We start from the raw sequence: 20,974 nt of genomic DNA, 5'->3' as shown, positions 1-20,974 counted from the left end.
TGTAAGCGCTTTACATTGTTCATTATAGTTAATTTTTTCCTGTTTCTGTTGCGTTTTTTTTAGATACACTTGTGTTAATCCTAGAGATCGAGAGCGCTCGAAATGCGCGGATACGAAAAAGCGGCTGTGCCCCAAATCCCCCCAGCAATTGGGCTACTAAAAAGGCTGCCCCCTTAGAAGATTACCTTCAAGGAGCAGCCTCTGAACATACAGCTTAATTCCGAACCAAGTTTGCCTGCGTACTGCGCGTCACTTCATCAATTTCTTTCAGCTCTTCTGGCGTAAGCTTCTCAGAAACCGTTTGCCACACATCTGTAATGTGATGCGGTTTGGAGGCGCCCAGAATCGCCGATGTGATACCTTGGACGCTAAGAACCCAGCTCAGCGCTAGCTGAGCCAGCGTCCAGCCCCTGCGTGCTGCGATAGGCTTCAGCTGCTCCACAATGTGGAAGTGACGCTCCTGTTCGAGCAGCGTTTGCAGCCGCTTCTCGTTTGCGGCCCCGCGCGTCCCGGCTGGCGGCTGCTGCCCGTAGGCGTACTTCCCTGTCAAAAGCCCGCGCCCCAATGGACTATAAACAATAACACCTACGCCCTCGGAGATAGCAAACGGCAGCAGCTCATGCTCAATTCCGCGTGCGATCAGGCTGTATTCCGGCTGGACGCTCTCGAAGCGTTCAAGCCGCTGCAGCGCGGATATGCCATGCGCTTTGGCGATTTGCCATGCCGCATAGTTCGAAGCTCCGATATAACGCACCTTCCCTTGACGAACAAGATCATCCAGGGCGCGCAGCGTTTCTTCCAGCGGCGTTTGCTCGTCGAATCTATGTACCTGGTACAAGTCAATATAGTCGGTTTTCAACCTCTTCAGACTATTTTCCACGGCACGGTATATATGATACCGGCTCTGTCCGGCATCGTTAGGGCCAAGTCCGACACGACCATGCACTTTTGTCGCAAGAACGATTTGATGGCGGCGAGCGCCAAGCAAATTGCCTAGAATGGTCTCGGACTCGCCGGTTTCAAGCGGATTATTTTTGTCCATCCCGGAACCATAAACATCCGCTGTATCGATCAGCGTAATCCCTGCATCAAGCGCCGCATCCAGCACTTCAGCAGATTCCTTCTCTCCGATCCATCTGCCGAAAGCCATCGTGCCAAGGCTAACCTCCGATACCTGTAATCCCGATCTTCCCAACCGTCTTTGTCCAATACTCATACCTTCATCTCCCTGTGCTATTAGTTAAACTGCTTCAATTCAACTTATTCGCAACTGCCTCTGTTAACGCTTAGAAGGTTGTACTACGAAAAAAGAGACAATCCATGAATGGAATGCCTCCGTTGGTACGGTAGGTAAAAACCGAGTTCATAACTCGGATTAATTACATGTTAGCACTATGATGAATAATCGTCAATATGCCCTGTACAAAAATACAAGCAATCTCACAACTTTTGAATCTACTGTATTACGTCAGAAAGGAGCGTGCTGTCATGAATTCAAAGCGCGTCACATTTACTACCGGTATATTGCGAAGACCAAAGAAAACGAAATTTGCCTTAGTCGATGTTGTCAATCTTCATAAGTTCGTTAGCCGCAAGCTTACGGTACAAATCTTTGACTGGTCTAGTGGATCGCCAGTCCCTTTAAAGGTCACTCCTTGCGGTACGAGAACATGTAACGTGACTGTCGGGCCAAATAAGTCTGTCTTTTTATATGCCGATGTGTCGCAAGTGAAATTCAAGTATGAGGTTCGCATCACCCAGCGAGATTGCCGTACTCTTGTAACGAATGTATTTGGTGTTACTAATGCCCCGTTCACACCACAGGTCGGGGACACCGTGCTTCAAAGCAATTTAATCAAAATCACCTAAGGTCGGGGGATGCAATCCTCCGGCTTTTCATTTCAGCACGTGATAACGGGTAATATATTCATCCAATTGCTGGCTAATCGCAACGACCTTTTCATGGGTAAAGCAGCCGTGTCGTTCGGCTTCTTCAATCATTTTCATGCGTAATGCTTCAATTTTCTGTAGTAATAATTCCATCTCCGCAATTCACACCAATTCTGTTCAGTATCGTTAGTTATTTCATTATAAATCATGATGCCGCAGAAGTTTGTAAAAGTTTGTCGACATGCTTTGAAGAAATTGTGAAAATTTATTTCATTACGAAAATGATGTTGAAACCATTGATTTTATTAGATAAAAGGGAGTTCGATCTCAATCGCAGTCCCTACTCCTACCTTACTTTGTATCCGCATATTCCCTTGATGCGCTTCAATAATTCGATAGCAAACCATGAGTCCGAGTCCAGTCCCTTCTTCTTTGGTCGTGAAAAAAGGGTCACCTAGTCTAGGTAAGAGTTCTTCAGCAATTCCGACCCCGTTGTCATTGAGTTTAATCGACATTCTTCTCTTATCTGCATGTTGAAGAACAATATCAATATTCCCGCCTGACGGCATAGCTTCAAGGGAATTTTTTAGCAAATTAATAAAGACCTGTTTCAGCTGCCCCTCATCGCTTCTGACCATGTATTCAAAATCCTTGCTGCTTTCGAACTGAATCTCTACGTTGTGCAGAAGCGCTTGGGGCTGGAGCAAGGAAACTACGTTACTGATAATGCTGCAAATATTTTTATTTTCAAATTTACTGCTTTGCGGCTTCGAAATTAGCATAAATTCGTTCACGATATTGTTGATTCGATTTAATTCAACCAGCATAATGTCTGTGTACTCGAGAATCTTTTGGGGAGGTGCGCTTTTGATAAGCTGCAAAAACCCAACAAGAGAGGTTAGCGGATTCCGAATCTCATGAGCGATACCTGCCGCTAATTGACCGACAACCGAAAGTTTTTCCGAATGCCGCAGCATCTCTTCCGCTGTCTTGCGCTCTGTAATATCTCTTAGTACCGTTTGAATGACAGGTCTTTCCAAATAGTTATGGAGAACGACAGATGAGGCCTCAATGGCGATGGGATCTCCATGCAATCCTAATAGTTTCAGTTCAATAAATGGAATATAATTATCCACTAATGCAACAGACTTTACTCTCGCTTTAACCTGCTCATGGAAATCGGGGTGCACGAATTCAAACATGTTTCTACCTATAATTTCGCTTGGGGCTTGTGCTCCGAGCAGCCTCAAACCGATATCGTTAATATAGCAAATGATACTTTCCTGATGGACAATGATCGGCTCCGGGAGCAGCTTTAACATGCGTCTGTACTCTTCATCCCGTTCGCGTACAATGCTTTCCATCACCTTTTTGTGCGTAATATCTCTGCACAGTAATTGGATCGATGGTTTGCCGAAATATTCAATCGGAACCGCTCTGATTTCGACATTGATCACTTCATTGTTAATTCGCAATAATTTCTTTTCAATAATGTCAGTGGGCTTTTTCTCTTTGAGAAGATACTCGATCTGCGCCCCAAGCTCATTTCTCTCATCCGCATGAATAAACTCTATGGCAAGCTTCCCTAGCAGCTGATTTTCATTTTCGGCTCCCACAAGCTTAAATGCTGCCTGGTTTGCATAAACAATAATGGAATCACTATAGACGATGATAGGTTCCGGTGATAGCTCTACCAAATTACGATAACGCTCTTCACTTTCTTTCAGCTTCTCATCCTCCATTTTACGATCGGAAATATCCTTAGCCACCTCGAGAAGCGCAAAAATACGGCCTTCACTGTCCTTTAGCGGGGAAACGGTCATGCTCGCACTGAAGGAGTCGCCATTTTTTCGAAGTTTATGCGTCTCATAGCTCTGCGCTGTATCATGAACAATCACTTGCGAATGAATGTTTCTTACTCGGTCTACTTCGTTTAAGGGTACTGTTTTCAGACACTTTCCAAAGACTTCGTCTTTCGTCCATCCGTACATTTGCTCATACGCCCGGTTTACTTGCAAAATTTCATTATGAAGATCGATAACCGCTACGCTGGCATTTGTATGATGAAAACATATGTCGAATAGTTGATTGATTTGCTGCATGTGCTGCTTCCAATTTGTCGGTATTGGTTTACTCTCTATCATTTTATCCATGTTGTTCTACCCTCACCCTATCAATAAACGCTTGTTGTTTAAGTAACAATTCTATGCTGCTGCGCATTTTCCTTTCCAAAATAGGGCAAAAACACACATTCCATTTTATGGATATCTATAAAATGAAAAATAGAGCGGCTCAATTGGAGCCCGCTCCTTCTTTGGGGACAGAATCTTTCAAATGGTTTTGGATAAAGCGATAAACCTTTCCATTGTGCAGCAATTTTATTTAGGTCAAGATCACAGCTTGATGCGCAGTTAATGCTAAACCATTTAGAAAATGAATTTCGTCGCCTATCACCTCAAAGTTCACTTTCTCGCCGGATACACGTATGTCTGAAGTTCGCTCTACTTCTGACTTCGGCAGTTTAAGCCGCTTGAGGTTTAACACACCGCTTTTGATTTCCAAAAGAATGCGGTCCGCCGATAACTCGAAGATCCCCCATCCCTGATCCAACGACCAAATCGTTCTGAAATGATCTTCGCCGTTGACGACAGGATGGAATCCGATCATCCCTTCCGCCATGTTAAACACAAAGCCGCTAAATGCATGCAGTAAGGAATAGCTTGCCATAGAGCGCGCATAGTTGCTGCCGCACTCGATCTCATTCCACGGATTGCGCTTCTCTCCGTCGTAGCGGTCACGAATGGCTTGGACGATGGATACGCCTTCCTCCACAAGTCCTTCCTGAATCATATGGGAGGCAGCTTGATATTCAAATCCTGTCATCGTTTCCGAATTATAAGTAAGAGGAATAGCCGGCTTGGTTGTGCCCTCAGGCCATGTGCAGATGACGAGTCCAGCCTCATCATTCAGTGCGTACAAGCGCCAGGTATTCGCCTCGCTTCTCATGCTTTTCTTGAAATTATGCTGATACAAAGCCTTTAGCGTTAGACGTGTCTGGTTTGGATCAAAGATTTCACCTAACCCGCATAAATGAGCATGCCACTGCGCCACGACCTGATCGATGGCACAGCCTTCGCCAATTTGGTATTTGATCTCTTGTACCTCTTCATTCCAGTAATTTTGAATCGTCTCCTCGTCTCCAAATGCACGAAGCATTGCCTGATCTGACAAATCAAGCTGCTGGACATAGTAGGAACCATTAAATAAATGCTTGTCTATCCACGCTTTTCCATTCTGGAACATGCATAGATAAGTCTCTGCCGTCGATGACTCCCCCAAATGAGCAGCCATCTCCGAACCCGCCTTTAACGCCGCCAGATAAAAGCCGCCAAGCCAAGAGTTAGGGCCAAACAGCTCCATGTCCAACGTATGATGCTGCCTGCCCATCAGCACGCCAGTTTGTTCAGGGTCCCACCGATCCTCGTTGCTTTGCGCCCAGGCATATTCAATCGATTGCTTGATGGCAGGCCACTGGGCAGCTAACCACTGCGTACTGCCGGATATTTTCCAATCACGGTAAGCTTTAATCACACCGCCAAATTGACCGTCTGCGCACGCGCGGAAATTTTGCGCTTCTCGTCCCACCGGAAGCATGAGCCGAAATGACATTCTTCCATCTGCTCTTTGATTGTATTTGAAATCCAAATGGCGCATGCTCCGCTCCAACGACGGAAAAAGAAACGGCATTGCATAAGCATAGTTCCAAACATGCGTACAAGATCCCTCGCAGCAGCCGCTATCTTCGATACATCCCTCAAATCCATAGAAAGAGCCGTCGGTTAAGCGCATGCTTGTAGCTGTCTTCAAAACGGAAAGATTCGCAGAAACAGCCTCCAGCACAGCTTCGGGCAGCGTTGCTGCGAACAGCGCTTCTTTAAAGGCTAACGTTTCTGTCAAAAGGCGCTGCCAATGGCTTAGCGCATAGGCGGCTGTTGAGCGAGAATCTTTGAATAATGTCGCATAGTAGTTTTTCCAGCTGTTTCCACCGCCTGTTTGCGGATTCCAATAGTTGTGCATATTGGGGAAGTTCCAGCAAATCGCAAACCTAACTTTTCTTCTCTCGCCAGGCTGCAGACTGAAGTGTGACGCCAGGGAGGCCGTATCTTTATTCCGTGGGTTCGTTAGCGCCTCTACCTGGTAGATCCGGTTCTTCAGTTTCCCCGGCTTCGTGAAGTCACGCCAATACATTTCCAGCGCATCGCACCATCCACCGCGATACCAGTAATTCTGATGGCTGACTTCATCGGCATCTGTTGCGATACAAACATCCCCGAATTGCGGATGCTCGGCATCGAACTGTATAGAGGAAAGTGACAGCGTGTGCAAATTCTGTCCTTGCTCGCCTAAAGCCTCTGCATATTGATGCTGAATCCCTTTCTCGCCAGGAACGGGATTGCTTATGGACAGACACAACGTATACGTAATCAGAGCATCGGTTGTGTTGTGAATTTCCCATTCAAAAAACGCCGCAGGCAAGCTCGAATCCTTATCATTTAATGGAATGAAAGGATTAAACGCCATCAGTTCAATTTGCCCTGGGAAGCCGGGATCCCTAAATGTCATTTCGGCTAAAGGGAATTCACCGGCGAATTCAGTGTGCTGGAAATGCGGCATCCCCGCCATCGTCTGGCTCTCCGGACCAAATCCATACCCGCTATGCAGATTGCCGCCTCGAACAGGCTCCCCGATGTACGGCGATTGCAAATCACCGTTCAAAATCCGTGCGTCGACAAGCTCCCCGTCCTTCTCGGCTTTAATGGAGAAGTGGCTAAAACCGTTAAAGCTCCGTTTATTGGGGCGATTCATTATTTCCCAGTCAATCAACCTGCCGTTGCCGGACAAACCGATGCTTCCGCTGCCAATACCGCCGAGCGGGAAAGAAATTTCTTTTGTTTTCACGCCAACATATCGCTTTTTCATGATAAATCTCCTCTTATGGGCATAATCGATGATATACATGCAGATCTTTCTTATGCCATAATAGTAAAGGAAAAGGCCTGACAAATCTTTGTCTAAAGACCGTTATTTCTTTGTAAAAAACGATTATGTTTCTCGCTTGGAGGACGCATTATGAATATCGAAGACCTCAATCTTGTCCCCTTCATACGGGATGCCGATTATGCCATCCGGCCTCCTTTTTTACTTGGGGAACGCAATTTAATGGACTATATCATTTTTTATGTACAGGAGGGCATATTTGAGATATGCACGAACGGAAATTCTCACATTTTAAAAGAAGGGGATTTGGCGTTACTGCAGCCGGGGGATATCCACACAATAAAGGGATTAACCAATACGATTAATCCCTACATCCATCTTGATTTTTTTTATCATCCGAACCGCAAATCGAGCTTCATTACCCTCCCAGGGCAGGTGGACTTGAGCACCTACCGGGCGCTTATGCAGCCGACACTTAACCAATGTGACGGTATCCGTATACCGCTTAAATTAACGTTCAGCCATTCACAGAAAATGAAGGATCTCGTCTTGAAAATCATTGAATGCTGGCAATTGCAATCCTATGTCGGCCGGATGGAAGCCCATCAATTGGCACATGAGTGGATAGCCGTATTAATTAAGCAATACATGGTGTCCCAAACAGGGTCAACGCAAGCAAAGCCATTCTTAAACTGGATTACTTCCTATTTGGCTTTCCACATCTCAGAGCCTATTTCCGTACAGGATATGGCCTCAAGAGCGGGGTTATCTACATCTCGATTCACCGTGTTATTTAAAGAGCATTTTGGCCTGACGCCCCACCAATACTTGCTGAAATTCCGCATCGAACATGCGCAGGAGCTGTTGAAAGAAGGCAAGCCCATTAAAGTGATCAGCGAGTATTGCGGTTTTACCGATGTGCATCATTTTGCGAAGACGTTTAAAGCTTCGGTCGGTCTCACGCCCGGCGCTTACCGGGATAGTATCACTTTCTGAGTAGAATTAGTCAGCCGACACCGCCGTACGCTCCGTCCGATTGGCCATCCAATCCTCTAACGTCGCAACACGCTCAGGATATTTATAGCTTCTTGCCAAGAAACCTGCTCCATGAGCCGGCATTGGATCCTGATCAGTAGGCTGATAGCGCAGATCAACACTCCAGCGAACCTCGTCGGATAAATTCGGCGTCGACATATGCAAACAACGGTCATTGAACAGAATCGCACTCCCTGCCGTAACCGGGAGAACGACCGTCTTGGTCTTCCCAAGCTGGCTTTCGTGCAAGGCCGTGTACCCTGTTCCCGTCTCTGATTCTTGGTGCCACTTCAGTAAGCGCTTACGGTGAGTACGCGGTTTAATATGCAGACATCCGTTAATCTCATTTGCGTCAACAAGCGGAATCCATACTGTGATCACGGGATTGGAATTGGCATCGGGCCAGTAGGACTTATCCTGGTGCCAAGGCACTGCGCCTGCTGCAACCTTCGGAATTTTCGGTCTCGTGTTGTACACCGGATTTGAGAAAAGTTCTCCTCCGATTAAGGACTCTACCGCATCCAGAATTTTGGGATTGCTCATCAAGTGAAAGTAACCGGGAATTCGGTCTCTCCAGCTTCTTCCATATTTGAGGAAGTGCTCCGCCGTTAAATCTTTAAACAACTCGGCCAGACGGTATTTAAAAGGCCGATCTTCTAGTTTGTCATGAATGAGTCCTGCTTGCGCAAGCTCATCTGCGATAGCCGAAACTTTGCTGTTCATCGCCTCAATCGCCTGTGTGAGGTCTTCTTCTTGAAGCAGGTTAGGAATGACCAAATAGCCCTCCAAATGATAAAAGTCGATTTGCTCTTTGCTCAAACTTCCGCCGATTTGACTTACATTCATGATTTCCATTCCTCCTTGAAGTTGATCTACACTTATTAATTTAGCATCTTTGAGCAAAAAGGTATTTATCCGCTTGTTCAACGATTGATCAATTCTTCCGGTTATTTTATTTTCATCCAGCTCGAAATGAATTACTATTAGAGGACAATGCGCAAAAAGGGAGGTTGCCCCATGCCGATTTTGACAGCAATGAACCCATCGATAAGAACGGCTCACCACTACCGCTTTCCTTATGAAAAAAACAGCAGCGAATCTTTCCGGTTAGGCTACTGTTATGCTTTTCATCTCGTGACTGGCGGCAAAGGAGCTGTGACGCTCCCGTCGGGGACCTTTTCCATTGCCAAAGGTGATTTGCTCTATTTCCCTCCTAAATGGCTGCACTCCTTTCATTCTGACAACGTACACGCTTTATCCACCTATAATATCTATTGCGACTTATGGACTCCTCGCCCGGACGTTGGGGCAAAACATCTCGTTTGGAAAGAAACCGACTTCGACCCACATATCTTGACGGCAATCGAACCAAATGCAGACTTGGACAGTTTGCCTAATCTGCTCCATTTCCAGCACCAAAGCGCTTTATCCGACCTGTTCGCCCTCGTGGTGGAGCAGCACCAGAATTCCGCACCCTACTCAGATGCTATTGCCAAGAGCCTCCTTCAAGCATTGCTGCTAAAAATTGTGCAGCTTCATACCTACGCGCCATTCATTGATTACCGCATCAAGCCACTGCTCGATAACATTCACAAAAAGGCTTATGCTGTCTCCCGTTATGAAACATGGCTGGAACAAAGCAAGCTGAAGAAAACACAGTTTCACCAACTGTTCAAACAAGCCACGGGCATGTCCCCCAAAGCCTATTGGACATCGGTCGTCATGAAACAAGCCGCTGCCGCTTTAAAAGAAAGTACCCGATCGGTCACTGACATTGCTGAGGATTTGGGCTATTCGTCTATCCATCATTTCAGCAAGCAGTTCACGCTATATTTTGGCATCTCGCCTTCGGAATACCGGAATCGGCAGTGGTCGTAGCAAAATTAAAAAGAGCTGTCCTCAAGTAGATAACTCCACTTTGGGACAACCCTTTTCTTATAAAGCTTCCAACAAACGCCGGCGCTCCGTTGAACCCATTGCCAAATGGATGAGGTGAGCCATTAATTTCTTCTGTTCCGGATTTAATCTGGCGAACACTCTTGGTTCTAGCTGGCACAGCTCCCTAATGACGGATTCCAGCTCCGTTTTTTTCACCATGTCCTCCGGTTCATCCGTAAAGTCCGGAAACGCCTTCGCTTCCGCGAACTCTTGAATGACATGATCCGAAAGTATTTGTAAATAGGGCTTTCTTTTTTGCTTAATAAAACCGTTGATTTCTTCCAGCAAAAATTGAAAAGCATCGCTTTTCCTGCTTACGCCAAAAGCCGCTTCTAGCTGCCCGCTTTGATCGTCGCTCTCAAAATCGAAATAATCGAATAGTTTGCTCTGAATATAAACGCTGTGATAGAAGGAGTCACCTTTATTGTTAAAGGTGGTCGGCTGCTTATACTTTTCCTCCAGATGGGAGTCGATAAAATAGAGCTTGGAATACTCATGATTGATCCGGTCCTGCCAACGGACAAATTTAATCTTGAACGCCGTCTGGCTGCCCGGATGGACAATGTCGAAGCATTCTTTTTCGCCGATCAAACCCCTGTAATCCAGGGATTGTCCGTCGATTCGAAGTACGAAGCCCTTCTCCGCGTGAAGCTCCAAAAACCAGCCGAACTCCTTGCATAAGAAAGCAACTAAATCCTCTTGAATGAAGTCTTTAATAATATTATGGAAAGTTACCGTCGTCCCGGGCTCTTCGTCCGTGAGCTTCGTTTTGGTCACCGCATAAGCGTCCAATTCATTGGAGAGTATGCGTATCGTATAGGAGTTTTTAAGCAAACCGTCAACGTAGGTCGTTTTCCAGGTCGCATCTGAAGCAAAACGATGGAAAGTTAATCGGCCGATGCCATTTTTACCATGCATGGCCGAGGTTGTTCTAGAGCGCCTATCCGGATCAATCTGCTTCTCAGATTCAAAAAAGGGCGTAAACTTTCGTTCCAATTCACGCCGGTCAATCCCATAACCGTTATCCGTAATCACAATGTGGTCAATGCCGCCAAGGATATTTTGGTGCAGCTTCATATCTACCATCGTGGCCCCTGCATCGAAGCCGTTCCAAATATATTCGGAAACCGCCTGCAAATAATCAAATTTACGAAGAGTTTTTTCGATCCCTTTTGAGGATATTTGTATTTTGCCCAAAATGATCATTCCCTTCTATGAGTAAACGCTGCCTTCCTCTCTATCATATTCCAAATCTCTCATTCCGTATGTCGATTTCTGCCATCCTTTTGTTATTGATTTTCGACAAAAAAAGAACAAGCCCCCGGTTTCGCGACTCCTCAGACCGCCGTCCCCATTTTAAAAAAGAATTAACATGCGGTTAACGTTCCACGAATAATCGCATGTTACGCTTAACGTATCTAGGAACTACAGGAGGGATTCTTATGCGCCTCGCGTTGTTTACCGATACCTACGTTCCTCAAATGAATGGCGTTGCGCTCACGCTTGGACGGCTCACCGATTACTTGAATCGCCGTGGCGTTGAGCATCTTGTGTTTACCCCGAAGTGTACCGATGAGATGGCTTACTCTGAACTGATCCGCCCTGTCCCCTCTATCCCTTTCTTCCTTTATCCCGAATGCCGGATTGCCCTGCCGAACTTCATTTCTCTGAATTCTGAGCTTGACCGATTCCGCCCCCACCTACTCCATATGGCTACTCCGTTCAACATCGGTTTGTGCGGTCTGCACTACGCCCGCAAGAACCGGATTTCGCACGTAGCCTCCTACCATACCCATTTTGACCGTTACCTGGCTTACTACCGGATGAAAAGAGCCGTCCCCTTATACTGGACGTATATGAAATGGTTCCATCAATCCTGTGACGCTACATTTGTGCCCTCAACCGATACGATGGACCATCTGCATGCACAAGGCCTCGACCGCCTGCTGCTGTGGTCAAGAGGTGTCGATTGTGCGCTCTACACCCCCGAAAAGAATAGCTGCACTGTTCGCGAGAGGTATGGTATCACCGCTCCTTTCCTTCTCTTATATGTAGGGCGCATTGCCCCGGAAAAAGATATCGATACATTATCCGCCGTCATGCGCACTTTACCGGATTCCCTGAAAGAACGTGTCCACTGGCTCGTCGTAGGAGACGGTCCGCAGCTCGGAGAGCTGCGCGAGCAAGCTCCACACAATGTGACGTTTGCCGGCTACAAGCAAGGCGAAGAACTTGCTGAAATCTATGCCTCCTCGGATCTCTTCGTCTTCCCTTCCAGTACCGAAACGTTTGGTAATGTCGTCCAAGAGGCAATGGCCTCCGGTCTGCCGGTCATTGCCGCAAATAGCGGAGGAGTTCGCGATATGGTCGTCCAGGGCCAGACAGGGGCGTTATGTGCACCTCGCCAGCCTGAAGCGTTTGTCCAGGCCATTGAGGCTTGGATGAATGCCCCTGAACAATGGGCTGACTTCCGTCTTGCCGCAAGGAAGTTCGCGCTTGGGCGATCATGGGATGCTATTTTTGATCGACTGCTCGGGGATTACGAACAGATTATTGATGCGCGAAGGATTGGAAACAAATTAGGATTCTATACCGCTTAATAAAAGGGGGGAACATCCATGCGATTAACATTAGTCGGGACCGGATATGTCGGATTGGTAGCCGCTGTGTGCTTCGCAAAACTGGGGCACGACGTGATTGCGGTTGACCGCGAGCCTATTATTCGCGGGCTGCAGGAAAACAAGCTCAACATATGGGAGCCACAACTGGAGCAAGAGTTGGCTGACGTTTCTGCGAAGGGCAATTTGCGTTTTGAGACCGATGTTGTCAAGGCTTCAGCGGATGCCGACGCGCTGATGGTTGCCGTCGGCACACCAACGCGCCCGGACGGACATACAGACTTGGGCCACATCCATGAGGTGCTGGCTCAATTGATGCAATCGACCACTTGCCCGCCCTTTGTGATCATTAAAAGCACTGTCCCAGTGGGCACCTGCGACGAGTTGGAAGCGAGCCTGCTGGCGGCCGGTCTTCATACGGAAGTGGTCTTTAATCCCGAATTTTTGCGGCAGGGCAGTGCCTTGAACGACTTCATGGAGCCGGATCGCATCGTATTCGGCTGCAAAACGCCACAAGCGGAAACACTGCTTCGCGAGTTATATGACGGCATCGAGGCACCTATTCATGTATGTGAAAGGCGCAGTGCCGAGCTCGTTAAATATGCGTCCAATGCTTTTCTGGCCATGAAGATCTCATTCGCCAATATGATGTCCGACGTGTGTGAAGGTTATGGCGCAGATATTCGCCATGTGATGAGCGGGGTCGGTGCTGACCGCCGCATCGGACCTGAGTTCCTCTCGGCAGGCGTCGGTTACGGAGGCTCCTGCTTCTCTAAGGATTTGCAAGCTCTCTTGACAACCGGGAAGCTGATCGGCAGATCGCTTCCCCTTCTGGAAGCGGTCGCCAAAGTCAATGATCAGCGCATTCCAAGGATGATTGCCAAGCTTATTTCCCTCTGGGGCAATCCCTTAGGCAAGCGCCTCTGCGTATTAGGCATCTCGTTCAAGCCGAATACGAATGATGTTCGCGACGCGCCATTCTTGACCCTATTAGCGCAATGCGAGCGTCATGGCATTGAGGTTCAAGCCTACGACCCTGTCGTCAGGCAAGTCGGGGCAAAAACTGTTAAAGTGCTGGAATCCCCTTATACCGCAGCGGCCACTGCCGATGCCGTTCTGATTATGACGGAATGGCCGCAGTTCGCTGAACTGGATTGGCCTTACCTGCTTCACCTTATGCGCCAGCCTCTGGTACTTGATGGACGAAACCTCTTGCCCAGCGGCGTCATTTCACAAATTGTGGACGTGGTTAAAGCCGTCTATGTGCCCGTTGGACGACCGATGGAGTGCAGCTTGTCTGCTAGGGAAGAAAGCCTCTAAAGGCCGCCACACTGCCAGCCTCATGGAAAAAACCTAGCGGACAGTCCGCTAGGTTCATTTTGTTTTCACGTTTCCTAAGCAAATATGATTCTGTTTACCTGCTGTCAATTCCAACAATAGTGACATGTTCAACAGACTTCAGCGAAGCATAGATATCCGTTGCCAGCACTTTTTCATAAGTTAACAACTTCAATTCCAACTGATTCGAGCCGCCTTGATCAATCGCTACATCCACGATGACAGACCCCGGTTTCATCGTTTTGACAACGGCTTCTGTTACGAGTCGCGGTGCACGGCTCCCCGGAATCAATACGGTGCCGATCAGCAGGTCCGCTTTTTTAACAGCCTCCGCAATATTGCTTCCATGCGACATAAGCGAGCGCAGACGCCCCTGAAATAGGTCATCCAATTGGCGAAGTCAGTCCGGATTCACATCAAGCACCCCAAAAAGCAGCATGTGCTCTTTTGGGGGTTCGTAGTAGACCTCTTTATTTACTTCTTGATCTCCTCTAGTGGAGTATGATGCCCGTAAAACGTTTTTTCTCGTTGAACCGGCGCTGTCCATTTCACTGCATTCGCGATGACTCGCTGAACATCTTTGTTATGATAGGTCGGGTATGTCTCATGACCTGGACGGAAATAAAATATTCGGCCTTGACCTCGCCGATATGTGCAGCCGCTGCGAAACACTTCTCCACCTTCGAACCAACTGACGAAAATCAACTCATCAGGCACAGGGATATCAAAATGCTCGCCGTACATTTCCTCCTCTGCCAAATCGATATAAGGACCAATTCCCTCTACAATTGGGTGTGAGGGGTCAACAACCCAAAGCCGTTCTTTCTCATCCGCCTCTCTCCAAAGGAGATCACAGGATGTTCCCATCAGCTTACGGAATAATTTGGAATGATGGCCGGAATGCAGGACAACTAACCCCATCCCCTTATGCACTCGGTCACAAATGCGATCGACGACGGCATCGTCAAAGCCCTTATGATCAACGTGGCCCCAGTAAATAAGAACATCGGTGTTATCCAGAGTCTCTTGGGTTAATCCATGCTCCGGCTCTTGAAAGGTTGCAAAACGAATCTCAAACCCCTCTTGCTTTATACCATCTGCAATCGCTCCGTGCATGCCTTTCGGGTAAATGCAAGCCACCTCTTCTTTTCTTTGTTCTTGCAGAAATTCATTCCAAATCGTGACTTTTATCATAATAACGCACTCCCCTCATTCCTAAATGAAGTTATAGGCTTCTCGTTATTCCGTCTTTGGCTGAATCTATAATCGCTTGCAGTACTTGTTGATTACGATAACCGTCATGCAAAGTCGGTAGCAGCGTAGAATGAGCCTGCTCCAAATAATCCACAAAATCCTGCAGCATAGGCTTCATTTCTTTCTCATCTAAATGAATGACTTTTTCAGTAAGCTCCATCTTCTCACCTTCTCTTACCGTCAAGTGAACTTCATTGGGACGTTCGACAGAAATCCTAGCCGTGCCCAGATCCCCAAACAGCGTAACCTCAAATTGGTTTTTGGTTCCAATTGCATTTTTGTGTGTATAGAACGTCCCCATCACTCCGCCTTCCAAAACACACTGAAACCCTGTGAAATCGTCTACATCTACAGCCACAAGCTCACCGGTTCTCAGATCTCTTCTACGATCGATAAATGTGCTCATCATACCGCTTACCTGCACAAATTCACCGACGAAAAAACGCGCTGCATCTACCATATGGGAGCCAATATCCGCTAATATACCTGAACCTGCCATCTCTTTATTAAACCGCCATGTATACTCTTTATTGAACATTGGCGCATTTTCCTCTTGCAAGTAGTGCGCAGCGAAATGCCGGATACGCCCTAGAGCACCTTGTGCAACAAGCTGTTTAACATACTGGAAACAAGGCCTGTACCGATAGGAAAATCCAATCATACAGGGGATCGGATTTTTTTCATACATGCTTGCTAACTCATCCGCTTCTTCCAATGTCCGTGTGAATGGCTTCTCGGAAAATACAGGTTTGCCGCATGCCAAAGCATATTTCAAAATCTCATAATGAAACTTATTGGAGACACCGGATAAAATAACGTCTATTTCTGGATCGTCAATTATCGCTTTAAAGGCTGTATACCTCTTCTCAGCCGGCAAATTCAATCTATTTCCTACTTGTTCAACAGCCTTCTCGTTCACATCACAAATAGCCCCAACTCTTGTATACGGAATTTTTGAAAGATGATTCATATGATAATCACCTATTCCTCCAAGGCCGATAATCCCAAAGTTCCATGTCTCTTTCTTCATCTTATACCCTCCTGGTCATATCACTTCAACGTGCTTGGCCGATCGTGGAACAAGAATTTCGTTCAATTATTTTACTTTGTATGATGACATTTCTCGGGATGTCGCCCTGCAGAACGCCTAATTGGCTCATTAATAATCTGACAGATTGAGCTCCTAATTCCGATGGCTGCAAATCCATACTGGTCAGCGGCGGATTCGATTGAACCATCATGGAAAGGTCTCCGCATATGACGAAGATAGAGACATTTTCAGGCACTCTGAGATTAAGATCTTTGATCGCGTTTAGGGCACTGAATGCTGTGCGGTCATCATCCGCAATAATCGCAGTTACGCCTTTCTTTTGTTCGCCTAAGATCGCCATCGTTTCCTCATAGCCATATTCCAAGTATTCATTTGAACTTAAGTCAGGCTTATGGTGAATCATGTGCTCTTCTACTTGAAGATGATGATCTTCCATCGCTTTGATAAAGCCCTCTTTTCTACCAATGGATACCGTCATTAGCTCGTTTGCATTTAAAAACATGATGTTCTGATGACCTTTATCAATTAAGTATTTACAAATATTATAAATGATTGCGTAGTTATCGTTATCCACACAGTAGGCATTATGAACTGTTGAATTCATGACCCTGCCTACAGTAACAAAGGGAATTTGCTCCGTGTACATAAGGTTGATTCGCTCGTCATCGGTTGTTGGTCGCATAATCACAGCACCATCAATGGGGTAACTCGACAAAAATGGCGTGTGTACCTTTTGCAAAGGAATCATATCAAGCAGTACCCGGTATCCATAGTAAGAGGCTTCCAAGATGACCCCATTAATGAATTGCGTATGAAATGCGCTAAAAAAGAAGCTGCCATGCGGGATGGTTAACCCGATCGCCATTGTTTTCTTCGTCACCAAGCTGCGCGCAATATGATTCGGCACATAATTTAATTGTTTGGAAACACTCAGCACTCTCTCTTTGACATCGTTGCTTGTAGGTCTTTTTTGACTAAAAACGTTGGACACTGTCCCTTTCGAGACTTTCGCTAATTTGGCAACATCATCTATTTTAGCCATCTCTTCATAAACATCCCTTCAGGAACCATCCGGTCATGCTAATTTTTCATTGAGCTCCTCTACCAAATCGACTAGCTCCAGCGGATGATTGATCGTATATTGGGGGATTTCACTTTCGTCTGCGTGCAGCTTCGGATATCTAGGCGTCCAACTTAAAAAGACACTCGTGATCCCCATTTGATTAGCCCCCTTCACATCCCGGCTCAAGTTATTGCCAACCATAACAATTCGGTAACAGTCCTGTTCACTAAGATCTAATGCGCCAATTGCGGCCTTAAACATCCGTGGACTAGGTTTGGAGGCTTTCACCGTCTCAGAATAGACCATCGTCGTAAAGTAATCGTACAAGCCATTCTGTGTCAAAATATTTTTAAAAGATTGCGCATTTCCGTCGGCTACGATCGCTAGTGTATAGCCCCGTTCGGCAAGCGTCTTCACCATGACATCCGCTCCAGGGATCACATTGGCTTGAATAACAATATCGTGATCGTCTCTAATCTCAGTTCCTTCATCAATTATCGTATCTCCGCAATCCAGAAAAACAATGAGTTTCTTTTGATCCGAATTTTTATTTGTAGGATGACTCATAGGTTACACCTCTTAGGTTTAATGTATCTGCGTAGTGGCACGCAGCAAAATGGTTATGGCCTACAGCTTGCAGCTCCGGTTCTTGCTCAACACACTTATCTGTTTTGTACCTGCACCTTGGGTGAAAATGGCATCCCTTTGGAGGATTAGCCGGATTCGGAACCTCTCCTTCGAGAATGATCCGATCCTTCTTCGAATCGGGGTCCGGCTCTGGCACCGCCGACAAAAGGGCTTCGGTATACGGGTGCTTCGGATGGGCAAATAACGAATCCACCGGCGCCAGCTCTACGATTTTCCCCAAGTGCATGACCGCAACCCGGTCAGAAATGTTTTGCACAATTGATAAATCATGAGAGATGAAGATATAGGTAATCCGCAGCTGTTCTTGCAAATCCTTCAGCAGGTTAATAATTTGGGCTTTGATGGAGACGTCCAAAGCCGAAACCGCTTCATCACAAACAATGAGTCTCGGCTGTGAAATAAGCGACCTTGCAATCGCTATACGCTGTCTTTGTCCACCGGAAAATGCGTGGGGATATCGTTTGAGATAACTGACATTTAAGCCCGTTTTTTCTGCGATTAAAGTCACTTTCTCATCCAATTGCGATTTCGTCAGCTTGAAGTTGGCTAAAAGCGGCTCGGAAATAATGTCATATACACTCATTCTTGGACTCAGTGATGAAAAGGGGTCCTGAAAGATCATCTGTATATCTTTTCGGTATTTTTTGAATTCCTTGCCCCGTAATCCTAAAAAGTCTACTTGCTCTTCACCGTCAGGATGATAAAGGACTTGCCCGGATGTAGCGTCCATCCCCCTTACGATGCATCGTCCTAACGTCGTTTTGCCACAGCCCGATTCTCCGACGATGCTTAACGTCTCGCCTTCCAAAAGCTCAAAAGAAACATTGTTCAGCACACGGATCGAGGAAGGCTTGCTAAACAGCTTGTTCTGCGATTTAACTTGAAAATCCTTGTTCAAATGACTCACTTTCAAGATTGGTTTAGACATCCTTATTCTCCTCACCCTCTGCCTTGTAGAGAAAACATCTCACCATATGGTGATCGGAGATGTGTGTTTTCGGGACGGCTTGCTTATTGCAAACACCCTCGACTCTCTCTGTGCAGCGTTCGTAGAATCCGCACATCGGCGGCATATTCATAGCCATTGGAACGGTTCCTTCGATCGATTCCAATCGGGTATGCCGGTTTCCGGATAATTTGGGCATGGATTTGAGCAGCCCTTTGGTATAGGGATGTTTAGGATTATTGAAAATTTCTTTCACTGTCGATTGTTCGACAATTTTTCCCAGGTACATAACAGCTACTTCATCGCACATTTCTGCAATAATCCCAAGATCATGAGTCACCAGCAGAATGGCCATGCCAAACTCGCGTTGAAGTCCCTTCATAAGCTCCAACACTTGTGCTTGAATGGTTACATCAAGCGCTGTAGTAGGTTCATCGGCAATTAGCAATTCGGGGTTACAGGACAAAGCCATGGAGATCATCGCCCGTTGGCGCATTCCCCCGGAAAATTCATGCGGAAATTGGTCAAAACGTTTCTCTTGATCGGAAATTCCGACTTTACTGAGCATTTCCAATGCAATTTTTTTAGCTTCTTTTTTGTTTTTGGTTCGGTGAATTAAAATAGATTCCATGATCTGATTCCCGATGGTGTACATGGGTGAAAAAGCCGTCATCGGTTCTTGAAAGATCATGGCAATTTTTCTACCCCGAATGGAACGAATCTGTTTACTGCGTGAAGGAAGAGATAACAAATCCAACTGATTCAAAGCCTTCTCAGAATCGGAGTGATACACGATCTTCCCCGTCGTTTCGCACTCTTTGGGATTAATGGAGATAATCGCTCTGCTGGTCAAGCTTTTCCCGCAGCCGGATTCGCCGACAAGGCCCAGCGTTTTGCCTTTCTTGATTTCAAAGTCAACGCCATCAACAGCCTTCATTTCTCCATTATCCATTTGAATGCGAATCTTTAGATCTTGGACGGACAGAAGGGGGCGTTCATTAAGTGAAACGGAGGCTTGCGATGTCATACTATCCCCTCGCTTTAATGGATTATTTCTTGTAAGGATCCGCAGCATCGCGCAATCCGTCGCCAAGAAAATTAAAGGTCAAAACGGTAACGATTACAAAACCTAAAGGGATCAGTTTCCATGGATACAAAGCGACATTCTCGATTTGCTGCGCTTCTTGAAGCAGGACTCCCCAGCTGGTAGCCGGCGAACGTATCCCGAGCCCTAGAAAGCTCATTGCTGTTTCGCCAAGAATCATACCCGGTATCGCCAAGGTCGTTGCCACTACCAAGTAAGAGATAAACCCGGGCAAAAGATGCCTTATAATAATTTTCGCGTCGCTGACTCCCGCTATTTTGGCAGCCAGCACGTATTCCTCATTTTTTAATGAGATGAACTTGCCTCTTGCAACCCTGGCTAATTCCGTCCATCCGATAAACGCGAAGATGATGACGATATACAGATACATCGTAACAATTGGAACCCTGGCCGGTATTGCAGCCGACAAGGCCATCCACAGAGGAAGCGTCGGGAATGAACGAATAATTTCAATACTCCGCTGGATAACCGAGTCCAGCCAGCCTCCGAAATATCCGGAAACCCCGCCGATAAACAAACCTAAAACGAAACTAATGGATACGCCAATAAGCGGGATGCTTAGTGAGACTTGACTTCCCAGGAATACACGGGATAATAAGTCTCTGCCCATACCATCCGTACCGAACAAAAAAATGCGTCCTGGCGCATCTACGCCAAATAAATGGATATTCGTGGAAAACAAGCCTAGAAACTTATAATCCTCCCCCTTTACAAAAAAACGGAGCGGATGACGAACCTTCTCGTCCTGCACGAATATTTTGCGTAGAGTAACTGGATCTCGTCCTGATTTAAGATCATTGACAAACGGCCTAAAGTGAAAATGGCCATCCGCATCCTTGAAGCTTACTTTCGTCGGAGGTGCATTTACGTATTTACTGTCATAGCTTTGCAAGCCGTAAGGCGCAATAAACTGGGCAAAAATAGCAGCCATATAAAAACAAGCTAGAATCACGAGGGAGATGCGGGCTAACTTATGCTTCTTTAAACGCCGATACATAAGCCGCCATTGCGAACTGTGGGAGACATCACCGTTTTTTTCAGCTTTCGCAGGAGCTATATTCTGTTTCCCTATAATTGGAATTGTTTTCAT

At 46.5% G+C, this 20,974-nt stretch carries 18 protein-coding genes and 1 pseudogene; 5 read left to right on the top strand and 14 right to left on the bottom strand.

Annotated features, from left to right (window positions below; translation table 11 throughout):
* Positions 1-214: 214 nt before the first annotated feature.
* A complete protein-coding gene (locus J2Z65_RS28025; RefSeq protein WP_167068581.1) occupies positions 215-1,216 on the bottom strand; it encodes an aldo/keto reductase in 1,002 nt (333 codons plus the stop codon).
* 272 nt (positions 1,217-1,488) lie between these two features.
* Here J2Z65_RS28025 and J2Z65_RS28020 point away from each other — a divergent pair, with 272 nt between their 5' ends.
* Positions 1,489-1,869: a hypothetical protein gene (locus J2Z65_RS28020; protein ID WP_167068583.1), complete on the top strand. Its 381-nt coding sequence runs from the start codon at positions 1,489-1,491 to the stop codon at positions 1,867-1,869.
* A gap of 27 nt (positions 1,870-1,896) precedes the next feature.
* On the opposite strand, the gene J2Z65_RS28015 is transcribed toward J2Z65_RS28020, so the two are convergent.
* From J2Z65_RS28015 to J2Z65_RS28005, 3 genes are all read right to left on the bottom strand, one after another.
* Entirely contained in the window at positions 1,897-2,043 is a 147-nt protein-coding gene (locus J2Z65_RS28015) for an aspartyl-phosphate phosphatase Spo0E family protein (protein WP_167068586.1), read from the bottom strand.
* A 152-nt stretch (positions 2,044-2,195) separates the two neighbouring features.
* Positions 2,196-4,043: a PAS domain S-box protein gene (locus J2Z65_RS28010; RefSeq protein WP_167068589.1), complete on the bottom strand. Its 1,848-nt coding sequence runs from the start codon at positions 4,041-4,043 to the stop codon at positions 2,196-2,198.
* Between the two features lie 229 nt (positions 4,044-4,272).
* Complete coding sequence (locus tag J2Z65_RS28005; RefSeq protein WP_167068592.1) at positions 4,273-6,870, bottom strand: GH116 family glycosyl-hydrolase; 2,598 nt, start codon at positions 6,868-6,870, stop codon at positions 4,273-4,275.
* 150 nt (positions 6,871-7,020) lie between these two features.
* On the opposite strand from J2Z65_RS28005, the gene J2Z65_RS28000 reads away from it, so the two are divergent.
* On the top strand, positions 7,021-7,884 hold the full coding sequence (locus J2Z65_RS28000) for a helix-turn-helix domain-containing protein (RefSeq protein WP_167068595.1): 864 nt from the start codon (positions 7,021-7,023) through the stop codon (positions 7,882-7,884).
* A 6-nt stretch (positions 7,885-7,890) separates the two neighbouring features.
* Here J2Z65_RS28000 and J2Z65_RS27995 read toward each other — a convergent pair whose 3' ends face one another.
* Complete coding sequence (locus J2Z65_RS27995; RefSeq protein ID WP_167068598.1) at positions 7,891-8,769, bottom strand: phytanoyl-CoA dioxygenase family protein; 879 nt, start codon at positions 8,767-8,769, stop codon at positions 7,891-7,893.
* A gap of 171 nt (positions 8,770-8,940) precedes the next feature.
* Here J2Z65_RS27995 and J2Z65_RS27990 point away from each other — a divergent pair, with 171 nt between their 5' ends.
* Positions 8,941-9,801 (top strand): AraC family transcriptional regulator, encoded by an 861-nt coding sequence (locus J2Z65_RS27990; RefSeq protein ID WP_167068601.1) that lies wholly within the window; start codon positions 8,941-8,943, stop codon positions 9,799-9,801.
* A 57-nt stretch (positions 9,802-9,858) separates the two neighbouring features.
* Here the strand turns inward: J2Z65_RS27990 and J2Z65_RS27985 are convergent, their stop codons facing one another.
* Complete coding sequence (locus J2Z65_RS27985) at positions 9,859-11,058, bottom strand: ATP-binding protein (protein ID WP_167068604.1); 1,200 nt, start codon at positions 11,056-11,058, stop codon at positions 9,859-9,861.
* A gap of 203 nt (positions 11,059-11,261) precedes the next feature.
* Here J2Z65_RS27985 and J2Z65_RS27980 point away from each other — a divergent pair, with 203 nt between their 5' ends.
* Together J2Z65_RS27980 and J2Z65_RS27975 are read left to right on the top strand one after the other, a co-directional pair.
* A complete protein-coding gene (locus tag J2Z65_RS27980; RefSeq protein ID WP_338111828.1) occupies positions 11,262-12,461 on the top strand; it encodes a glycosyltransferase family 4 protein in 1,200 nt (399 codons plus the stop codon).
* Between the two features lie 18 nt (positions 12,462-12,479).
* Positions 12,480-13,799, top strand: a complete 1,320-nt coding sequence (locus tag J2Z65_RS27975) for a UDP-glucose dehydrogenase family protein (protein ID WP_167068607.1) — start codon at positions 12,480-12,482, stop codon at positions 13,797-13,799.
* Between the two features lie 172 nt (positions 13,800-13,971).
* On the opposite strand, the pseudogene J2Z65_RS35470 reads toward J2Z65_RS27975, so the two are convergent.
* The 8 genes and pseudogenes from J2Z65_RS35470 to J2Z65_RS27935 form a co-directional block, all read right to left on the bottom strand.
* A pseudogene (locus tag J2Z65_RS35470) lies at positions 13,972-14,241 on the bottom strand (alanine dehydrogenase); the annotation flags it as partial.
* Positions 14,242-14,291: 50 nt separating this feature from the next.
* Positions 14,292-15,011, bottom strand: coding sequence for a ThuA domain-containing protein (locus tag J2Z65_RS27965; RefSeq protein WP_167068610.1), 720 nt, complete (start codon positions 15,009-15,011; stop codon positions 14,292-14,294).
* A 31-nt stretch (positions 15,012-15,042) separates the two neighbouring features.
* Positions 15,043-16,101 (bottom strand): Gfo/Idh/MocA family protein, encoded by a 1,059-nt coding sequence (locus J2Z65_RS27960; RefSeq protein ID WP_167068613.1) that lies wholly within the window; start codon positions 16,099-16,101, stop codon positions 15,043-15,045.
* A gap of 25 nt (positions 16,102-16,126) precedes the next feature.
* Positions 16,127-17,164 (bottom strand): LacI family DNA-binding transcriptional regulator, encoded by a 1,038-nt coding sequence (locus J2Z65_RS27955; protein WP_167068615.1) that lies wholly within the window; start codon positions 17,162-17,164, stop codon positions 16,127-16,129.
* Positions 17,165-17,197: 33 nt separating this feature from the next.
* On the bottom strand, positions 17,198-17,752 hold the full coding sequence (locus J2Z65_RS27950) for an HAD family hydrolase (RefSeq protein ID WP_167068618.1): 555 nt from the start codon (positions 17,750-17,752) through the stop codon (positions 17,198-17,200).
* Entirely contained in the window at positions 17,733-18,761 is a 1,029-nt protein-coding gene (locus tag J2Z65_RS27945; protein WP_167068621.1) for an ABC transporter ATP-binding protein, read from the bottom strand. The genes J2Z65_RS27950 and J2Z65_RS27945 overlap by 20 nt, the downstream gene beginning before the upstream one ends.
* Positions 18,754-19,806: an ABC transporter ATP-binding protein gene (locus J2Z65_RS27940; RefSeq protein ID WP_167068624.1), complete on the bottom strand. Its 1,053-nt coding sequence runs from the start codon at positions 19,804-19,806 to the stop codon at positions 18,754-18,756. Before J2Z65_RS27940 ends, J2Z65_RS27945 begins: the two co-directional genes overlap by 8 nt.
* Before the next feature lie 22 nt (positions 19,807-19,828).
* On the bottom strand, positions 19,829-20,974 hold the full coding sequence (locus J2Z65_RS27935; RefSeq protein WP_167068627.1) for an ABC transporter permease: 1,146 nt from the start codon (positions 20,972-20,974) through the stop codon (positions 19,829-19,831).

Origin of the sequence: Paenibacillus aceris (assembly GCF_017874035.1) — a bacterium.
Classification (GTDB): Bacteria; Bacillota; Bacilli; order Paenibacillales; family NBRC-103111; genus Paenibacillus_E; species Paenibacillus_E aceris.
The sequence above is the reverse complement of the archived record's forward strand: the minus strand, read 5'-3'. Positions and strand labels throughout refer to the sequence as shown.